18 protein-coding genes and 1 pseudogene are annotated in these 16,585 nt (G+C 63.9%); 12 read left to right on the top strand and 7 right to left on the bottom strand.

Annotation, left to right across the window (positions count from 1 at the left end):
• Positions 1 to 72 precede the first annotated feature (72 nt).
• The 9 genes and pseudogenes from SJY11_RS19225 (at position 73) to SJY11_RS19185 (ending at position 8,742) form a co-directional block, all read left to right on the top strand.
• Positions 73 to 1,464, top strand: a complete 1,392-nt coding sequence (locus SJY11_RS19225; RefSeq protein WP_376988345.1) for a dipeptidase — start codon at positions 73 to 75, stop codon at positions 1,462 to 1,464.
• Positions 1,465 to 1,468: 4 nt separating this feature from the next.
• Positions 1,469 to 2,050, top strand: a complete 582-nt coding sequence (locus SJY11_RS19220; protein WP_376988343.1) for an LOG family protein — start codon at positions 1,469 to 1,471, stop codon at positions 2,048 to 2,050.
• Positions 2,051 to 2,166: 116 nt separating this feature from the next.
• A complete protein-coding gene (locus SJY11_RS19215; RefSeq protein ID WP_376988342.1) occupies positions 2,167 to 3,123 on the top strand; it encodes a restriction endonuclease in 957 nt (318 codons plus the stop codon).
• A gap of 147 nt (positions 3,124 to 3,270) precedes the next feature.
• The gene (locus tag SJY11_RS19210) at positions 3,271 to 3,666 is read left to right on the top strand and encodes a hypothetical protein (protein WP_376988341.1); all 396 of its coding nucleotides are present in this window, start codon (positions 3,271 to 3,273) and stop codon (positions 3,664 to 3,666) included.
• On the top strand, positions 3,608 to 4,912 hold the full coding sequence (locus SJY11_RS19205; protein WP_465247445.1) for a DNA-packaging protein: 1,305 nt from the start codon (positions 3,608 to 3,610) through the stop codon (positions 4,910 to 4,912). Before SJY11_RS19210 ends, SJY11_RS19205 begins: the two co-directional genes overlap by 59 nt.
• Before the next feature lie 132 nt (positions 4,913 to 5,044).
• Positions 5,045 to 5,881: pseudogene (locus tag SJY11_RS19200) on the top strand (phage portal protein); the annotation flags it as partial.
• Positions 5,882 to 5,886: 5 nt separating this feature from the next.
• Positions 5,887 to 7,200 carry a recombinase family protein gene (locus SJY11_RS19195; protein ID WP_376988340.1) on the top strand — a complete coding sequence of 438 codons (1,314 nt, stop codon included), beginning with the start codon at positions 5,887 to 5,889 and terminating at the stop codon, positions 7,198 to 7,200.
• A 15-nt stretch (positions 7,201 to 7,215) separates the two neighbouring features.
• Positions 7,216 to 8,369, top strand: a protein-coding gene (locus tag SJY11_RS19190) for an IS3 family transposase (RefSeq protein WP_376988016.1) whose coding sequence is annotated in 2 segments (ribosomal slippage) — positions 7,216 to 7,465 and positions 7,465 to 8,369 — 1,155 coding nt in all. Because the reading frame shifts where the segments join, the coding sequence is not laid out codon by codon here.
• Between the two features lie 4 nt (positions 8,370 to 8,373).
• Positions 8,374 to 8,742, top strand: a complete 369-nt coding sequence (locus SJY11_RS19185; protein ID WP_376988339.1) for a hypothetical protein — start codon at positions 8,374 to 8,376, stop codon at positions 8,740 to 8,742.
• Between the two features lie 184 nt (positions 8,743 to 8,926).
• Here the strand turns inward: SJY11_RS19185 and SJY11_RS19180 are convergent, their stop codons facing one another.
• The 3 genes from SJY11_RS19180 to SJY11_RS19170 all read right to left on the bottom strand — a co-directional run bounded on the left by SJY11_RS19180 (position 8,927) and on the right by SJY11_RS19170 (position 11,422).
• Entirely contained in the window at positions 8,927 to 9,718 is a 792-nt protein-coding gene (locus SJY11_RS19180; protein ID WP_376988338.1) for a ParB/RepB/Spo0J family partition protein, read from the bottom strand.
• Between the two features lie 29 nt (positions 9,719 to 9,747).
• Positions 9,748 to 10,305: a hypothetical protein gene (locus tag SJY11_RS19175; protein WP_376988337.1), complete on the bottom strand. Its 558-nt coding sequence runs from the start codon at positions 10,303 to 10,305 to the stop codon at positions 9,748 to 9,750.
• A gap of 247 nt (positions 10,306 to 10,552) precedes the next feature.
• Complete coding sequence (locus tag SJY11_RS19170) at positions 10,553 to 11,422, bottom strand: hypothetical protein (RefSeq protein ID WP_376988336.1); 870 nt, start codon at positions 11,420 to 11,422, stop codon at positions 10,553 to 10,555.
• A 174-nt stretch (positions 11,423 to 11,596) separates the two neighbouring features.
• Here SJY11_RS19170 and SJY11_RS19165 point away from each other — a divergent pair, with 174 nt between their 5' ends.
• Positions 11,597 to 11,965: a YkvA family protein gene (locus tag SJY11_RS19165; RefSeq protein WP_376988334.1), complete on the top strand. Its 369-nt coding sequence runs from the start codon at positions 11,597 to 11,599 to the stop codon at positions 11,963 to 11,965.
• A 47-nt stretch (positions 11,966 to 12,012) separates the two neighbouring features.
• Here the strand turns inward: SJY11_RS19165 and SJY11_RS19160 are convergent, their stop codons facing one another.
• The 4 genes from SJY11_RS19160 to SJY11_RS19145 all read right to left on the bottom strand — a co-directional run bounded on the left by SJY11_RS19160 (position 12,013) and on the right by SJY11_RS19145 (position 14,785).
• Positions 12,013 to 12,585, bottom strand: coding sequence for a recombinase family protein (locus SJY11_RS19160; protein ID WP_376988333.1), 573 nt, complete (start codon positions 12,583 to 12,585; stop codon positions 12,013 to 12,015).
• A 351-nt stretch (positions 12,586 to 12,936) separates the two neighbouring features.
• Entirely contained in the window at positions 12,937 to 13,608 is a 672-nt protein-coding gene (locus SJY11_RS19155; protein ID WP_376988332.1) for a transmembrane anchor protein, read from the bottom strand.
• 19 nt (positions 13,609 to 13,627) lie between these two features.
• Positions 13,628 to 14,347: a HupE/UreJ family protein gene (locus SJY11_RS19150; RefSeq protein ID WP_376988331.1), complete on the bottom strand. Its 720-nt coding sequence runs from the start codon at positions 14,345 to 14,347 to the stop codon at positions 13,628 to 13,630.
• A gap of 51 nt (positions 14,348 to 14,398) precedes the next feature.
• A complete protein-coding gene (locus SJY11_RS19145; RefSeq protein ID WP_376988330.1) occupies positions 14,399 to 14,785 on the bottom strand; it encodes a hypothetical protein in 387 nt (128 codons plus the stop codon).
• A 98-nt stretch (positions 14,786 to 14,883) separates the two neighbouring features.
• On the opposite strand from SJY11_RS19145, the gene SJY11_RS19140 reads away from it, so the two are divergent.
• Together SJY11_RS19140 and SJY11_RS19135 are read left to right on the top strand one after the other, a co-directional pair.
• Positions 14,884 to 15,162, top strand: a complete 279-nt coding sequence (locus tag SJY11_RS19140) for a metal-sensing transcriptional repressor (RefSeq protein WP_376988329.1) — start codon at positions 14,884 to 14,886, stop codon at positions 15,160 to 15,162.
• A 7-nt stretch (positions 15,163 to 15,169) separates the two neighbouring features.
• Complete coding sequence (locus SJY11_RS19135) at positions 15,170 to 16,525, top strand: MFS transporter (RefSeq protein ID WP_376988328.1); 1,356 nt, start codon at positions 15,170 to 15,172, stop codon at positions 16,523 to 16,525.
• Positions 16,526 to 16,585 lie beyond the last annotated feature (60 nt).

The raw sequence follows: 16,585 nt of genomic DNA, 5'->3' as shown, positions 1-16,585 counted from the left end.
CCGCGCCTTGCCATGATGGCGTCACCTGAATCGGCTCTGCCTCCCCGCATGAGCCCAGCCCTGCCGAGTGCCATGTCAAAACTCCCCGCGATCCTCGCCCGCCTCGACGCCGATCTCGACGCCTCGCTGGCGCGCCTGTCCTCCTGGCTCGAAATCCCCTCGATCTCGACCGATTCCGCCTATGCGGCCGACAGCCGCCGCGCGGCGGAGTGGCTGGCGAAGGACCTGGAATCGCTCGGCTTCACCGCCGGCCTGCGCGAGACGCCGGGCCACCCGATCGTGCTGGCACACCGGCCCAAAGCGGGCGCGCCGCATGTGCTGTTCTACGGCCATTACGACGTCCAGCCGGTCGATCCGCTGGAGCTGTGGGACACCAAGCCCTTCGCGCCGGTGATCAAGGAGATCGAGCCCGGCCGGAAGGTCATCGTCGCGCGCGGGGCCTGCGACGACAAGGGCCAGGTCATGACCTTCGTCGAGGCGCTGCGGGCGACGCTCAGTGAGACCGGCGACCTGCCGATCGGCGTCACCGTCATGGTCGAGGGCGAGGAGGAATCGGGCTCCGTCAATCTGCCGGCCTTCGTCCGCGACAATGCCGCCGAGCTGAAGGCCGATTTCGCGCTCGTCTGCGACACCGGCATGTGGGACCGCCAGACCCCGGCCATCACCGCCTCGCTGCGTGGCCTGGTCTATCAGGAGGTGACGATCACCTGCGCCGACCGCGACCTGCATTCCGGCCTGTTCGGCGGTGCGGCGGCCAACCCCGTTCATGTGCTGGCGAAGATCGTCGCCGCGCTGCACGACGAGGACGGGCGCATCACGCTGCCGGGCTTCTATGACGGTGTCGAGGAGCCAACGAACCAGCAGAAGGCCGACTGGGCCGACCTCAACCTCACAGAGGACGAGTTCCTGGGCCAGATCGGCCTGAAGCACTCGATCGGCGAGACGGGCCGCATGCTGATCGAGCAGATCCAGTCCCGCCCGACCTGCGACGTCAACGGCATCTGGGGCGGCTATACCGGGGAGGGCACCAAGACGGTGATCGCCGGCAAAGCCTCGGCAAAGGTTTCCTTCCGCCTCGTCGGAAAGCAGGATCCCGAGACCATCGCCGCCGCCTTCCAGGCCTTCGTTCGCGAGCGGCTGCCGGCCGATGTCAGCGCTGAATTCGTCGCCCATGGCGCCTCGCCCGCCATCGCCGTGCCCGTCGAGTCGCAGTCCCTGCGCCAGGCGCAGGATGCGCTGACTGAGGAATGGGGCCGCAAGGCGGTCACCATCGGCTCGGGCGGCTCGATCCCCGTCGTCGGCGATTTCAAGCGCCTGCTCGGCATCGACACGCTGCTCGTCGGCTTCGGGCTCGACGACGACCGCGTGCATTCGCCCAATGAGAAATACGACCTTTCCTCCTTCCATAAGGGCCAGCGCTCCTGGGCACGCATCCTGCAGGCGCTGGCAACGAAGGGGGCCTGAGCCGATGAAATCCGTCTGCGTGTTCTGCGGGTCCAACCCCGGCAATGATCCCGTCTATGCCGAGGGCGCCCACGCCATGGGCGCCGAGATCGCGAGGCGCGGCATGGTGCTGGTCTATGGCGGCGGCGCGGTCGGGCTGATGGGCATCGTCGCCGATGCGGCGCTCGCCGCCGGCGGCGAGGTCCATGGCGTCATTCCCCGCGCGCTGCGGGAGAAGGAGGTCGGCCATCACCACCTGACCCGGCTCGAGATCGTCGAGACCATGCATATCCGCAAGGCCCGCATGGCCGAGCTGTCGGAGGGCTTCATTGCCATGCCCGGCGGCATCGGCACCTTCGAGGAGCTGTTCGAGATCTGGACCTGGGCCCAGCTCGGCATCCACGACAAGCCGCTGGCCTTCCTCAATGTCGCTGGCTTCTACGACCCGCTGGCGACCTTCCTCGACAACACGGTGGAGGCCGGCTTCCTGAAGCAGACCCACCGCGCCATGACGATCACCGACACCCAGCCCGCGACGCTGCTCGACCGGATGGAGCAATATGTGCCGGTGGTGACGTATAAATGGGTGGAGAAGGAGGAGGTGTGAGGCGAGGAAGCGCCGTTATCCCCGCCAAAATATGTTCCGGGCTCTTCCAGAGTTTTGTTTTGGGTGCCATGAAAGCTTTCTGCCGAACGTTAATGTGATTTCGTCCGGAAGGTCGGATGTCTCTTTCACTCGCTCAGAGCCAAATCATAACCGAGATGGCAAATCTGGTAACAGATTTCCTACCTGCTTCATTTAACAATACGACGTCATTTCCAATTGCCGCAAGAAATGCGGGCGTTGAGAGGCATTGGGCTTATACAGGAGGCAAGCGGGGCTCCGTCGCGCGGATGTTTAAGGCGTGTTACAATGAGCACCCTCACAAGCTTCTCGCCGTTATCAAGCAAATTGTTGACTTGGGCTTAACATATCGAATTCGATCAGACAAAGGGCCTATTTCGAGAATAGAAATTGAGAAGCTTAACGAACTACTTCTGCAGTTGAATTTGAAGATTGTCTCGCTGAACGATGTCGGGTTCTTATCTCGTTTACCGGCTGAACCGAGAACTCAAAAGGACGCGGCCCCAGCGCCCACACCCGCCAGCCAGCCGGTATCGATGAAGCCAAAGACCGTTGATGAAGCGGCATGTGCCGCCCTTCTCGACGGTTTGATGGCTATGGCCAAATTGAAGCCTCAAGATAGAGGTTACGAGTTTGAGAAATTCTTGAATAATCTCTTCTCACTCCATGGCATGGAGCCTAAGAAGCCATTCCGCAATCGAGGCGAACAAATCGACGGGAGCTTCGTTCACCGGCACGATACTTTTCTTCTAGAAGCCAAATGGCAGTCGCGTGAAGTTGCGGTTCGCGATTTATATACGTTTGCAAGCAAGGTTGAAACTAAGGCTGCATGGGGCCGAGGTTTGTTCATCAGTGAATCAGGCTTTACCGATGACGGTCTTTATGCTTTCCGGCAGGGCAAGCCTACGTCAATCGTTTGCATGAACGGGTTCGACTTATATCTGTTGTTGAAGCACCGGTTGAACCTGGAGGAGGTTCTCGATCTCAAAAAGAGGCACGCGGCTGAAACTGGCGCTGCCTTTGTATCGGTCGACAAGCTCTACCCATCACTCTGATCAATCGTATCAATAGGAAAATATCCCTTGACAGCGTCACGCTGATCCGCTAGACATCAGGAACGCTCACGAAGTGTGACCAGACGCCAAGCCGCCGCGCTCATCCGCCGGCGGCTTTCGCATGTCGGGCCCTGCGAGGTTTTACCCATGTCCGATCCCGAGGAAGACGCGCCGGCGCTGCCGGTCGCGAAGGGCAAGCGTCTGTCCGTGGCCCGCAAGGCCGTGGTGACGCGGCTCTGGCGCGCGGCGCAGCGCCAGCTCGACGCGCATGAGGCGCGGCTCGAGGAATTGCCGAAGGGTGCAGCGGCCAGCGAATCCGAGGCCAAGGCGCTCGCTGTGCTGGCCCGCACGGTCCGCGAACTGGTGGCGCTCGACGCGGCGGCGCCCGGCCGGGAGGACAGATCCACCGATGAACTCTCGCCCGCCGCCGGACTGCGCCACGTCGCCGAGCTCCGAAAGGAGCTTGCACGACGTCTTGAAGTCCTTGCCGCCGGAGAGACGGATCCCGCTGTTGCGGCAACTCCTGTCGACGGCGACGCCTGACCAATACGAGGTGCTGATCGTCGAATGGACGATCTGGGCGCGGCCGGACCAGATGCCGCCGCCGCCCCCGATCCGGGGTGTCTGGCTGGTGCTCGGCGGCCGTGGCGCGGGCAAGACCCGCACCGGCGCCGAATGGGTCAAGGGCATGGCGCTGGGGCAGGAGCCTTATGCGCGGGCGGCGACGGAACGGATCGCGCTGGTCGGCGAGACGCAAGGCCAGGTCCGCGACGTCATGATCGAGGGTGTCTCCGGGCTGCTCTCGATCCACACGCGCTGGGAGCGGCCGAGTTGGTATCCCTCGCGGCGTCGGCTCGAATGGCCCAATGGCGCCATCGCGCAGGCCTTTTCGGCGGAAGATCCGGAAGGGTTGCGCGGCCCGCAATTTGGCGCCGCCTGGTCCGATGAACTGGCGAAATGGCCGAACCTTCAGGAGACCTGGGACATGCTGCAATTCGGGCTTCGCCTCGGCGACCGGCCGCGCCAGATCATCACGACGACGCCGCGTCCCGTGCCGCTGATCAAGCGGCTGCTGGCTGATCCTGAAGTGGCCGTCAGCCGCGCCGCGACGAGCGCCAACCGCTTCAACCTCGCGGCCGATTTCATCCGCAGCGTGACGCTCAGCTATGGCGGCACGCGGCTCGGCCGGCAGGAACTCGACGGCGAACTGGTCGAGGAAAGCGCCGATGCGCTCTGGACGCGGGCGATGATCGAGGACTGCCGCGAGCCGGCGGCGCCGGCTCTGGCGCGGATCGTGGCGGCGGTCGATCCGCCGGCCTCGTCCTCGGCGCGGGCCGATTCCTGCGGGCTGGTCGTCGCCGGCGTCGACAGCGACGGAATCGGCCATGTGCTGGAGGATGGGACGGTGGCGGGTGCCCGCCCGCATGAATGGGCGGCCAAGGCGGTCGCGCTCTACCGGCGCTTCGAGGCCGATGCGCTCGTCGTCGAGGTCAACCAGGGCGGCGAGATGGCGACCGCGGTCATCCGCGAGGTCGATGCCGGCGTGCCGGTCAGTGCGGTCAGGGCGACGCGCGGCAAATATCTGCGGGCCGAGCCAGTGGCGGCGCTCTATGCGCAGGGGCGGGTGCGCCATGCCGGCGCCTTTCCGGCGCTGGAAGACGAGATGTGTGATTTCGGCCCCGGCGGCCTCAGCTCCGGCCGCTCGCCCGACCGGCTCGACGCGCTCGTCTGGGCGCTGACCCATCTGATGCTCGGCCCCAAGGGCCGGCCGCGGGTGAGGGGGATTTAGACCTCGTCATTCTCGGGCGTAGCGCAGCGAAGACCCGAGAATCTCGGGACGAGAAGACCCTGGTTTCCGAGATGCTCGGGTCGAGCCCGAGCATGACGGCAAGGCCATCAACGCTTCAACAGCGAGACGTCCATGCTCAATTTCCTTCGCCACCTGCGCGGCTCCGCCGCGCCGGAACGCAAGCGCTCGCGCGTCGGGCCGCTGATCGCGCTGCATGAGGCCGGCCGCCCGGTCTGGACGCCGCGCGATTATGCGGCGCTCGCCCGCGAGGGCTATGAGCGCAATCCGGTCGTGCACCGCTGCGTCAGGTTGATCGCCGAGGCCGCGGCGCAGACCCCGCTGATCGCCAAGGTCGGCGACCGGGAGAGGCCCGAGCATCCGGCACTCGCGCTGATTGACAGGCCCAATCCGCGCCAGGGCGGCATCGCCTTCCGCGAGATGCTGTTCGGCCATCTGCTGGTCGCCGGCAACGCCTATGTCGAGGCGGCCGGCACGGGCCGCGAGCCGCGCGAACTCTACGCGCTGCGACCCGACCGGATGAAGGTTGTGCCCGGGCGCGATGGCTGGCCGGAGGCTTATGATTACAGCGTCGGCGGCGACACCATCCGCTTCCGGCAGGATGACGGCGTGGTTCCGCCGATCCTGCATCTGACGCTGTTTCACCCGGTCGACGACCATTACGGCCTCTCGCCGATCGAGGCCGCCGCCTGCTCGCTCGACATCCACAATGCCGCCAGCGCCTGGCACAAGGGCCTGCTCGACAATGCGGCCCGACCCTCCGGCGCGCTGGTTTATGACGGGCCCGACGGGGCGAGCCTCACCGACGCGCAGTTCGAGCGGCTGAAAGCCGAGCTGGAGGACAGCTTCCAGGGTGCCCGCAATGCCGGACGGCCGCTGCTGCTGGAGGGCGGGCTCGACTGGAACCAGTTGTGCTCAATGGACACCGAAGATAGGACTGCTTCGGCGAGGACATCATGCACGACACCACAGCGGCTAAGCCCAAGGCATACAGCTACCTGCGATTTTCCACGGCAGAGCAGAGCAAGGGGGACAGTCACCGCCGCCAGCTTGCGCTCGCCGAGGAATACTGCCGCCAGCGAGGTTTGGAACTCGACCGTACAACCTCCTTCGAGGACCTTGGCGTCTCGGCCTTCTCGGGAAAGAACCGCCGCAAGGGTGGGGCCTTGAGGGCATTCCTCGACGCTGTCGAAGAGGAGATCATCCCATCGGGCAGCTACCTTCTCGTTGAAAGTCTGGACCGAGTTTCCCGCGAGGCCATCCTCGACGCGCAGGCCACATTCCTTCAGATCGTCAATGCCGGCATCGTCCTAGTAACCCTGAAGGGCACGCCGAAGGAATACTCCAGGGCAACCGTCAACGCGAACCCTATGGACCTTCTGGTCTCCCTTCTGGAGATGATCCGCGCGAACGAGGAGAGCGAGACCAAGTCCCAGCGGATCAAGGCCGACTGGACCCGGAAGCGAACTCGGGCGGCTGCGGGGGAGGCCATCACGTCGCTTGTTCCGGCATGGCTCCAGCGGGTCGGCAAGGGGTTTGAGGTCATAGAGGAGCGGGCCGCCATCGTGCGCCGCATCTACGATCTGACCCTCCAAGGACTGGGGCAGCATGCCATCACCGCGATCTTCAACAAGGAGGGCCTCAAGCCTTTCGGAAGAGCGAAGTGGTGGCATCGATCCTATGTACGGCTCGTCCTCAATCACCCGGCCGTGGTCGGGACGTTCGTTCCCCATCGGATGATTGGTGGGCGTAGGGAGCCGCTGGAGCCGATCCTCAACTACTATCCTGCCGTCATCGCCCAAGAGACCTTCGAGGCCGTAAGAGCCCTCGATAAAGCCGTAGCGGGACCGTCGACTAGGGCCATCGCCTCGATGTTCTCGGGGCTGGTAAAGTGCGAGGAGTGCGGCGGCCCGATGGTTCGGACGCGGAAGGGGCAGGCTCCCAAGCCCTTCTATCACGTCTTCGTCTGCCAGAATGCGAAGCTCGGCCAATCCTGCGAGTGCCGCACGGTGCGACAAGAGACCTTGGAGGACACGCTTCGGGACCAGATGTTCAAGTTCATCGAGGATGCCCCGACACATGACGCGGACCTCACCGAGGAGCTTAACCAGATCGAGGTGGGGATCAGCGAAACGCAAGATCTGGCCCGCTCGTTGGTCGAGGCCATCTCGCAACGTCCCTTGCCGCAACTCGTCGACCGATTGGCGCTGCTGGACGAGGCGCTTGGCCTGCTGCCGGTTTCGTGGACACCGAGATTGGGTGTTTCATGAAGCCGGAGGTGGCAGATGCAGCGAAGACGATTTGGGCGTGAGTTCAAGATCGAGGCGGTTCGCCTGATCAAGGATCGCGGTGTGAGCGTCGCGCAGGCGGCTCGGGATCTGGAGGTCCACGAGAACCAGCTGCGCAAATGGGTGAAGGAATTTGCCGCCGATCCGGCGCAGGCCTTTCCCGGACCTGGTCAGTTGAAGCCCGAGCAGCTCGAGATCGAGCGGCTACGGCGTGAGGTGACCAAGCTCAAGGCGGAGCGCGACATCCTAAAAAAGGCCGCAGCCTACTTCGCGAGGGAAGCGATATGAGATTTGCTTTCATCGCGAGGCACCGTTCGATCTGGCCGGTGGCATGGCTTTGCGACGCGCTGGATGTCTCCCGCTCCGGATTCCATGCCTGGCTGACGCGCTCGCCGAGCCAGCGCTCCGTGGACGACGAGGTGGTTGGCGCCAAGGTCCGCGCGAGCTTCAAGGCCAGCGACCGAACCTATGGCGCTCGTCGGGTCTGGCGCGATGTCTTGGCGGAGGGCGTCTCCTGCGGTTTGCACAGGATCGAACGACTGATGCGCGCTCAAGCCTTGCGGGCACGTCCCCGCCGGCGAGGCCTTCCAAAAGATTGCGGCGAGCGGCCGATCTCGGCTATCGCGCCCAATGTTCTCGATCGCCAGTTCACGGCGATGCGGCCGAATCAGCGTTGGATCGCCGACTTCACCTATGTCTCGACGGCCGAGGGCTGGCTCTACGTCGCTGTCGTGATCGACCTGTTCTCGCGGCGCGTCGTCGGCTGGTCGATGAAGGCCGAAATGACGGCCGCGCTCGTGACAGATGCGCTCATCATGGCGATCTGGCGCCGTGGCAAGCCCGACGCCCTGCTGCACCACTCGGATCAGGGCAGCCAATACACCAGCCAGCACTTCCAGGAACTGCTGGCCGAAAACGGGGTCACCTGCTCGATGAGCCGATCCGGCAACGTCTGGGACAACGCCGCGATGGAGAGCTTCTTCTCCTCGCTGAAAACCGAGCGGATCAGGGGCCAGATCTACCGCACGCGCGACGCGGCCAGGGCAGATGTGTTCGACTACGTCGAGAGGTTCTACAACACCATCCGCAGGCACTCAACCATCGGCTATCTCAGCCCGGTTGAGTTCGAGCGGAACGTGGGATTAGCTTAACTGCGTGTCCACAAAACCGGCAGCAGGCCAGCTCGTCGAGATGAAAGCGCAGAAGCTGGAGATTGAGGTGGCTATCCGTGACACCGCTCAACCCGTCGTGCTGAAGCGCCTGACCGATCTCGACGACCTGCTGGAGAGTGGAGAGGGCGAAGTCCGGCCGAGGGCTCAAATCCTGCTGCGGCAGGTTCTTGACCACGTCATCATCCACTTCGACCGAGAAGCATCACGCAGGAAGCCACGAGGTCACCTTGAGTTCGTCTGGAAAAGCGGCGGGCACTCGTATCTGAACTGGGGCCCGATGTTTTATCCAATCAAGCCGACGAGGCGCACCAGCAGGAGGGCCGATGGCAATGGCGAAACCAAGCCGAAATGAAATCGAGGTCCGCTGGAAGGGCGCTCAACTCGTCGCCCGAGGGTGGCCCGCGAACCTGTGTACTGTCGCTGCAATCCTGCTGTTCATCTGGTGGCTCTCAGCCGAAGGACATGGCCGGTTCTGGTGAGCGCGTGACCTCTCAGGGTGTCTCATTTGGACATCCTAGGGATGAGACAGGAGAGCGTCAGATGCCGACGTCTTCCTCCTCGTCCTCGGCCTCTTCGGCGGCCCGTGCGATCTGCTCCGGCGTCATCACGTCCCGTAGCTGGTTGAAAAGATCGGGGAGCTTCCGGCCGAAGTGAATGGCGAAGGCCATGGCGGCCACCTCGGTGTTGCTGGAGAGCTTGTTGCCGAACTCCTCGGCCAGCCGGTCCGCGTACCTGCGGGACTGCTCGTCCTTGAATGTCTCTGCATCGAACTCAGGTTGAGGCTCCATTCCATCAGCATGCATCCGAGCAGCCCGCCACGTCTCGAAGCACTGGGCGAGGTTGCCAAGGGTTTTCTTGGCGACCCTCATGCGGGCCACTTGTGCCTTGCTGACGCCAGCCTTCGCGGCAATGAAGTTGAGCGAGTAGCTGCCCAGCGCCTCCATCTTCCACGCGTGGTTCTGCTTATCGGCGTTGGTCATAGGCAGGCGGACGTGGGAGTTGCGCTCGCCAGCCTCGGCCAAGGCGTCCTCAACGGTCCCCTCGAAGAACTCGACAGGGACCTCATCCGCCCATTTCGCCTCCTTGTAGGCGGCCATGCGGTGGTGGCCATCGAGCAGGTAGACGTTGTCCCCCGCCGCCCAGACCACAACCGGCGTCAACACCCCATGCGTCCGTACGGCCCTCGTCAGCAGCGAGATGTTCTGCTCGTTCATCTCGCGGGGCTGGAAAAGCTCCTCAAGTATCGTGATGGACACCGCTGGGAGGTTCTTGGGCCGTGGCGGGACCTCCGCAGGCCGGGGTAGGGCACGCAGCTCGCTGATGGCCATGGACGCGGCGGTCCGTTGGAAACTCGTGCTCATGTCAGGTCAGTCAATGCCTTGTGAAAGTCGGCTTTCGCCTGTCCGGCCTGCTCGATGTCGGACCGATGGAGCTTGGCCATGTGAAGCCCAACAACCCCGAGCGTCTCGATCAGCCACCCGCTGATGACGTCTGAAGCACCGGGCGTGAAGTCCCTGTAGGTCCGCCTCACGCGTCCCGTCTGGTGGTCATGCCACTCAGCCACGTTGACCTCGCTGAGGCGCATGACGCGGCGGACCAACTGCGTCCTGAAGGCACTGTCAGAGCGGAACCGACGGGCCTCAAGATCCATCATCATGTACATGGCAAGGACGGTTTCGACGACCACACGGGGCTCAACATCGGCACCGATCCTTACAATGGCCTTGGCCGCCGTCCGCTCGTTCCTGTCGCCCGGCACGCCCCTGCTGGCCTCCGCGAGGATGCCCTTCGCGTGGTCCACGACTGCCCGCCAACGGTCGTCGCAGGTGGCCCATGTGGGGTTGTCCGGGTTCTTGGCGATCCTGGCCCGCACGAGGTCCACATAGGGCTTGAGGACCTCCTTGGTGATGCCCACCTGCCCGGCATCGCCATGCCGCCTCCAGCGGCTCTTGTGGGTCGTGCAGAAGTGCCCGTAGCGGGTGGCCAGCTGGCCGCACCCCGGAGCACGGCATGCGCCAGCCATCCGATGATCCAATAAGTTGCGTCCGTCCCCTGACAGACAGACGCGGAAATACATTCGCGACTGGCGCCTCGCAAGCGGGTTTAGATGGGCGGCTGTCCGTCCTCAGGAAGTGCAGTGACTGCACCCCGCTGAGAGATCGTCACCCTTCCGGCGGTGCCATCTTCACTGGCCCGTTGCTGCCATGCTGATCAATCTCATTCAACATGCGCCAGATGGCGATGCCGGCTAGCTCAAACAGCGCCTTCGCGCTCACCATGTCTAGGGTGGCCTCGGGGTGCGCAAGAGGATTTCGATCTAGGTCTTTGATTTCGCGCAAGGTTATAACGGTCCTTTGATCAGGATGTTCCACCCCCTTGGCCTTGCTCGCCTCTTCGAGTTGCGGAACGAGGTAACCCATCGTCGCCCGCTCCGGGACCGGCCCGATGAAGGCACGATAGTAGCGTTGAAGGATGGCCTCGACCGCTCTTGCAGAGTGGAAGCCGCTCGCGGTCGGCATCTCGAATGCTAAGCATTTGCCTGCCTCTCGGAAGTCGATCAGAGGCGTCCCTTGAAAGTCCTCCCGCCCTCCCAGCTCAGCGCACGAGGCCGCGTCGAGGATCAGCGTAGGGGTGCGATAGCCCCACCGCTGAGGGACGGTGAACGTCGCTGAGTTCGTGAACTCCGCCGCGAGCACGTTATGAAAAAAGTCGATGCTGAGGACGACGAACTCCCATGCCGGGACCGACGAGGCGCCCCAGTTCTTGGAGGTGTCGAGTACTCCGTCCGGCCCGTCGAAGTGGCGCTGTCTTATGCCCCTCAGCTCAGTCAACAGGGTGTAGGCGGGGTTGGCGCTGGTCTCTAGGCGGATCGGGTGGCCGTTATCCACGAGGCGGGAGAGTTTCTCCATGAGGTCGCCGAGAGGGGGCCACGCTTCAAAGAAGGGGACGTCCGCTTCGCGTTTTGCGAATGACTTCAACAGGGCGATCGATCCGCCCAGTTCGACAAAGAAGCTGAGGTTGACGTGCTGCACGCTCTACCTGCGGTGAAGGGGTGGATTGCGATCTGACGTGAGGGGGCACTCGTCCCCTTGTCCAGCTTCCCTTGGGGTGCCCGCGCGGTTTTCCCGCGGATGTCCACTGGAACCGCACTAAGATACTTGGACGGCTGCCTTGCAGGGGGGCACGGATCGATGATTGGAGCCCTCATGCTGGACCTGATCAAACAGTGGGCGCGGGCGCTGAAGCGCGATGTCGTGGCCCTCTGGGTAGCTGCTCGTGATCCTCGCACCCCGTTGGTCGCCAAGCTGGTAGCCACCGTGGTGGCGGCCTACGCGCTGAGCCCCATCGACCTCATCCCCGACTTCATCCCGGTGCTGGGCTATCTCGACGACCTTCTGCTCGTCCCCGCCGGAATAGCGCTGGCGATCAAACTGATCCCGATTGCTCTCATGGAGGAGTTCAGATCGGAGGCCGACCAATGCATTCAGCGGCCTCGAAACACGGCGGGAGCCATCGTGATAGTCGCGGTATGGGCCGCAATGCTTATTGTCGCTTGCGTCTGGCTTTGGGGATGACGGCCGATGGCAACCGCTGAGATTTACGGGCAATCGGGGCAGGGGCATCAGCTACTTCCGGCCGGGCGCTGTCCCTTCAGGATGCGGTGGACGCTGGCCTTCCCGATCCCCAGCTGCCTTGCGATTGCCGACAGGCTCACGTCCTCCGCAGCCAGCGCCACAATCTGCGCCTCCTTCGCCCGCGCTGTCGGAGCCCGGCCCTTGTACTTGCCGGCCGCCTTGGCCTTCGCGATGCCCTCCCTTTGGCGTTCCAGCATGATCTCCCGCTCGAACTGGGCCACGCTTCCCAGTACGTTCAGCATCAGGCGTCCCGTGGGTGTCCCGGTGTCGAGGTTCATGGACAGAATGCGAAGGGTGGCGCCCTTGGCCTCGACGAGCTTCAGTAACTCCATGAGATGGGACATGGACCGGGCGAGGCGGTCCAGCTTGGTTACGACGAGCACGTCCCCCGAACGGAGATTGTCGAGGGCGCGGGCTAGCTCCAGCCGCTCGCCAACGTCCACCGACGAGACCTGTTCAATGTAGGTCCGCTCGCAGCCCACCTCGATAAGGTCCCGGTGTTGGGCTTCAAGGCCGGCTGTCTGGTCGAGGGTGGAGGTGCGAGCGTATCCGATGAGCATGGGCGATCTCCAGTGGTGACGTTCCACTAGGTTCTAAGATGTTGCCGTGAATGTCAATGGACCACTCGTATGGAACGGCATGGGTTGATCGTGGAACGGTCCACTAGGGCAAGCCCTGCGGAACGCTTGTGGTGGAGCTGGGAGCGGCTTGGGGCGGCCATCGGCGTGCGGCTTGAGGGGATGGTGCCCTTGATCCCCGACCGCGGTACGTGGGCGCCGGAAGGCTGTCGACGACCGCGACAGTGGTGCCGGGGCACGGGGGGAAATGGACGCCCGCGCTAAGGTAGATGGGCTCTCAGATTTTTCTGCCGGAGAGCGGGGGTGCTCCGGATCTAACACCCCCGCCCACCTTCAGATCATGCGCTTGATCTCGGTGTAGGCGCCGTTGGTCTTCAGCTTGATCGTGACGTCCGCCCGCCCGCGGTTGCGGAAGAACCAGCCATGCACACCATCGCTCTCGGCAGTGAGAACGCCTTCGTCACTGGCGGCGCCGCGGCCTTGTTTGTAGCTCTTCTCCTTGGCGCCCCCGGCAGGCGTGCCGTGCATGTCATAGTTCACGGCCCCGTTGTCCGTCGCCCAGCTGAAGTTCACCTTCGCCCCCGCCTTCATGGTGAGCTTGTACTCGACCCCCTCATTGGGCTTCAGGGTGATGACCGTTTCATCCGTCCGGGAGGCCGTTTGGGCTTGCGCGGGGGTCACGAAGAGGTTCGCCAGGATGGTGCCAAGCAGGCTCGATTGCTTGTCGGGAGCCGGGGTGGCTGGAGGGGCTTCTGCGGGCGTCGCAGGGGCTTGGCGGTCGCGAGCACGATCCGCCTCGGCCTCTTGAGCGAGCTGGGCCTTGATCTCGCCCATGTCGGTCAACTGCAAGGTTCGCCCTATGCCAGTGGGGTCGATGGCGTACTCCGCCGGTAGGACGATGGTCACAAGGATCGCCACTGCCGACACGAAGGCGATGACGGTGGAGCGCAAGAGCTGCTTGGTCGTTGGCAGCTCGGCGCGGGTCGGAATGTCGGTGTTGTACATCGGATGAGTTCCTTGAAGGTCAGGAGACGAAGAAGCCGGTGAGCTGGTAGCCGACGAGGACGAAGCCCGCGGTGAGCATCCAGACGTTGGCCGCGTAGGCGTGGCGCCAGAACCCTGCGGTGCGGCGCCAGTAGCCCATGGCGATGAGGATCATCGCGAGCGCCGTCAGTTGCCCGAGTTCAACGCCTAAATTGAAGGCGAGGAGGTTCGGGACGAGGCCGTCCGGCGAGATGTTGTACTCAAGGATTTTCGTCGACAGGCCGAGGCCGTGGAACAGGCCGAAGATCAGCGTGGCGGCCTTGGTGTTGGGCTGGAAGCCAAACCATCGCTGGTAGGCCCCCATGTTGTCGAGGGCCTTATAGACGACTGACAGGCCGATGATCGCGTCGATGATGTAGCTGTTCATGCCGACGTTGAAGTAGACGCCGAGTAGCATGGTCGTCGAATGGCCGAGCGCGAACAGGCTGACGTAGATCGCGATGTCGTTCAGCCGGTAGAGGAAGAAGATCACCCCGAACAGGAACAGGATATGGTCGTAGCCGGTGACCATGTGCTTCGCCCCGAGATAGGTGAAGGGCAGCAGATGGATGCCAGTGATCTCCTTGATGTAGCCCTTGTCGCCTTCAGCAACTGCGTGGGCGAAGGCGGCGTTGAGGCTGATGAGCCCCAGCATCGCGACGAGTAGTAAGACGGGCAGCGCACGCAACTTGCGGCGCCCCTCGATTGAGGATCGTTTCATCTGGGTTCCGAGATTGTCGTCGTTGGGGAACGCCGCTGACTGCGGCGCACGTCAGGCGACGAGGCGTCTCGGTGGACGATCTAGGCCGTGCTGGAGGCCTAACGTGGTGCGTTCCTGAATGGCCGGCATGGTCACCCGAACCGGCGCCCGCGTGCGTAGGCCGGGCACGGGGAGGATCATCGCCGCGTCGTGGATGTGGTCGGCAGAGTTGTGGCCGTGGAGATGGCCGGGGAGACGCTCGGCCTCCTCGCCGTCGAAATGGGAGTGCCCATGATCGGCAACTTCGACGGCAAGTTGAGCGTGGCGCTCGGTCTCGGCCTGCACGAGGACAGCCGGGTTATGACTGGTCGCGACGTGGGCCGCGGACAGCAGCATGCCGGCCGCCACCACGAAGGTGACGACGAGCTTCATCAAGTGGGCGGTGCTGCGACGCGTCATTCCCGAGCAATCTCCGGCGTCATTCTTAACGAGGCGTTGATGCTGATGTCGACCCTGTCGGTCTTCAAGCATCCCCCCTAGGGGGATACAAGCGAGGGATGTCAGAGCCCCATCGCCACGCCACCCACCCGGCCATCGTCAAGCGCCTCAAGCGGGCTGGTGGGCACCTCGCCAAGGTCGTCCAGATGATCGAAGAGGGCCGACCCTGCCTCGACATCGCGACCCAGCTTCAGGCGGTCGAGAGCGCCATCTCGCAGGCCAAGCGGACGCTGGTGCAGGACCATCTCGACCATTGTCTCGACGAGGCCGTGGGCGACCTGCCGGCCGAGAAGCGTCGGCCCATCGACGAGTTCAAGCAGATCACCAAGTTCCTCTGAGGCCGGCATGTTCAAGGTACTCGCACATCGCATCTACGGACGGCTCTTCTCCGCCCAGATCATCGCGTTGGTCGGCACTGGCCTTCTAACGGTCGCTCTTGGACTGCTCGCCTTCGACATCGCCGGGGACAAGGCTGGTGCTGTCCTAGGCACGGCGCTGGCCATTAAGATGGTCGCCTACGTCACGGTCGCCCCCTTCGTCGGTGCCTTCTCCGCCCAGCTGCCCCGGCGGGCCTTCCTGATCTCGATGGATTTGGTCAGGGCGGCTATCGCCTTGTCACTGCCCTTCATCACGGAGGTATGGCAGGTCTACCTCGCCGTCTTCGTCCTGCAATCGGCTTCAGCCGCCTTCACCCCGACCTTTCAGGCGACCATCCCCGACGTGCTGCCGGACGAAGAGGACTACACCAACGCCCTGTCGCTCTCACGGCTGGCGTATGATCTCGAAAGCATCGTTAGCCCGATGCTGGCCGCCGCGCTTCTGACCGTCATCAACTTCCATTGGCTGTTTGCCGGGACTGTGGTGGGTTTCCTGATCTCGGCTGCGCTGGTCTTGTCGGTCACGCTGCCCGTCTCCCCAGCCAAGCCGCGCGACGGCGGCATCTATGACAAGACCACCCGCGGTTCGCGCATCTACCTCGCGACGCCTCGGCTTCGAGGGTTGCTTGCGCTGAACATGGCGGTGGCGATGGGGGGCGCATTGGTCATCGTCAACACCGTGGTGATCGTGAAGGGTCGCCTCGGCCTCGACGACAACGCGGTCGCCCTCGCGCTCGCCTGCTTCGGCGCCGGGTCCATGTTCTCCGCCCTGACGTTGCCGCGGGTGCTGGGGCGCGTTGCTGACCGCACGGTGATGTTGACCGCTGCGACGTTCCTCGCCCTCGTCTTGGGGGCCTTCGCGGCAGTTCTTCATGCCAATGGCTGGGCCTTTGCGCCCGCCGCCACGACCTCTGGATGGGGCCTCCTGCTCCTGACGTGGGCCTTGCTGGGGTGCGGGTACTCGGCCACGCAGACACCCTCTGGGCGCCTCCTGAGACGCTCTGCCCACGCTGAGGATCGGCCGGCCGTTTTCGCCGCGCAGTTCGCGCTGTCACACGCTTGCTGGCTGGTCACTTATCCCCTTGCGGGGTGGCTCGGTGCGTCGCTGCCACTGGCGACACTGGCGGGCCTCTTCGCGCTGGCCACCATCGTTGCGACCATCGCGGCCGCAATGCTCTGGCCCGCAGGCACCGCCGGTGCGCTCCAACATGATCACCCCGACCTCCCGGCTGACCATCCGCATCTCATGGGAGACGGTGCACACCATGCCCACGCCGTCGTGATTGACGACCTCCATCCGCGGTGGCCAACGCGAGCCAGCTAGGCGGCCGAGCGATCCACGGCACGCATCTTCGTCGTCCGGTGAGGGGTAGTGCAGAAGATT

It is taken from the genome of Allobosea sp. R86505, assembly GCF_042466375.1.
Classification (GTDB): Bacteria; Pseudomonadota; Alphaproteobacteria; order Rhizobiales; family Beijerinckiaceae; genus Allobosea.
The sequence above is the reverse complement of the archived record's forward strand: the minus strand, read 5'-3'. Positions and strand labels throughout refer to the sequence as shown.

Bases quoted from the DNA above. Each gene is read 5' to 3' on its own strand.
- SJY11_RS19225 (WP_376988345.1), top strand. From the start codon at position 73: ATGTCAAAACTCCCCGCGATCCTCGCCCGCCTCGACGCCGATCTCGAC.
- SJY11_RS19220 (WP_376988343.1), top strand. From the start codon at position 1,469: ATGAAATCCGTCTGCGTGTTCTGCGGGTCCAACCCCGGCAATGATCCC.
- SJY11_RS19215 (WP_376988342.1), top strand. From the start codon at position 2,167: ATGTCTCTTTCACTCGCTCAGAGCCAAATCATAACCGAGATGGCAAAT.
- SJY11_RS19210 (WP_376988341.1), top strand. From the start codon at position 3,271: ATGTCCGATCCCGAGGAAGACGCGCCGGCGCTGCCGGTCGCGAAGGGC.
- SJY11_RS19195 (WP_376988340.1), top strand. From the start codon at position 5,887: ATGCACGACACCACAGCGGCTAAGCCCAAGGCATACAGCTACCTGCGA.
- SJY11_RS19180 (WP_376988338.1), bottom strand. From the start codon at position 9,718: ATGGCCATCAGCGAGCTGCGTGCCCTACCCCGGCCTGCGGAGGTCCCG.
- SJY11_RS19165 (WP_376988334.1), top strand. From the start codon at position 11,597: ATGCTGGACCTGATCAAACAGTGGGCGCGGGCGCTGAAGCGCGATGTC.
- SJY11_RS19160 (WP_376988333.1), bottom strand. From the start codon at position 12,585: ATGCTCATCGGATACGCTCGCACCTCCACCCTCGACCAGACAGCCGGC.
- SJY11_RS19155 (WP_376988332.1), bottom strand. From the start codon at position 13,608: ATGTACAACACCGACATTCCGACCCGCGCCGAGCTGCCAACGACCAAG.
- SJY11_RS19150 (WP_376988331.1), bottom strand. From the start codon at position 14,347: ATGAAACGATCCTCAATCGAGGGGCGCCGCAAGTTGCGTGCGCTGCCC.
- SJY11_RS19145 (WP_376988330.1), bottom strand. From the start codon at position 14,785: ATGACGCGTCGCAGCACCGCCCACTTGATGAAGCTCGTCGTCACCTTC.
- SJY11_RS19140 (WP_376988329.1), top strand. From the start codon at position 14,884: ATGTCAGAGCCCCATCGCCACGCCACCCACCCGGCCATCGTCAAGCGC.
- SJY11_RS19135 (WP_376988328.1), top strand. From the start codon at position 15,170: ATGTTCAAGGTACTCGCACATCGCATCTACGGACGGCTCTTCTCCGCC.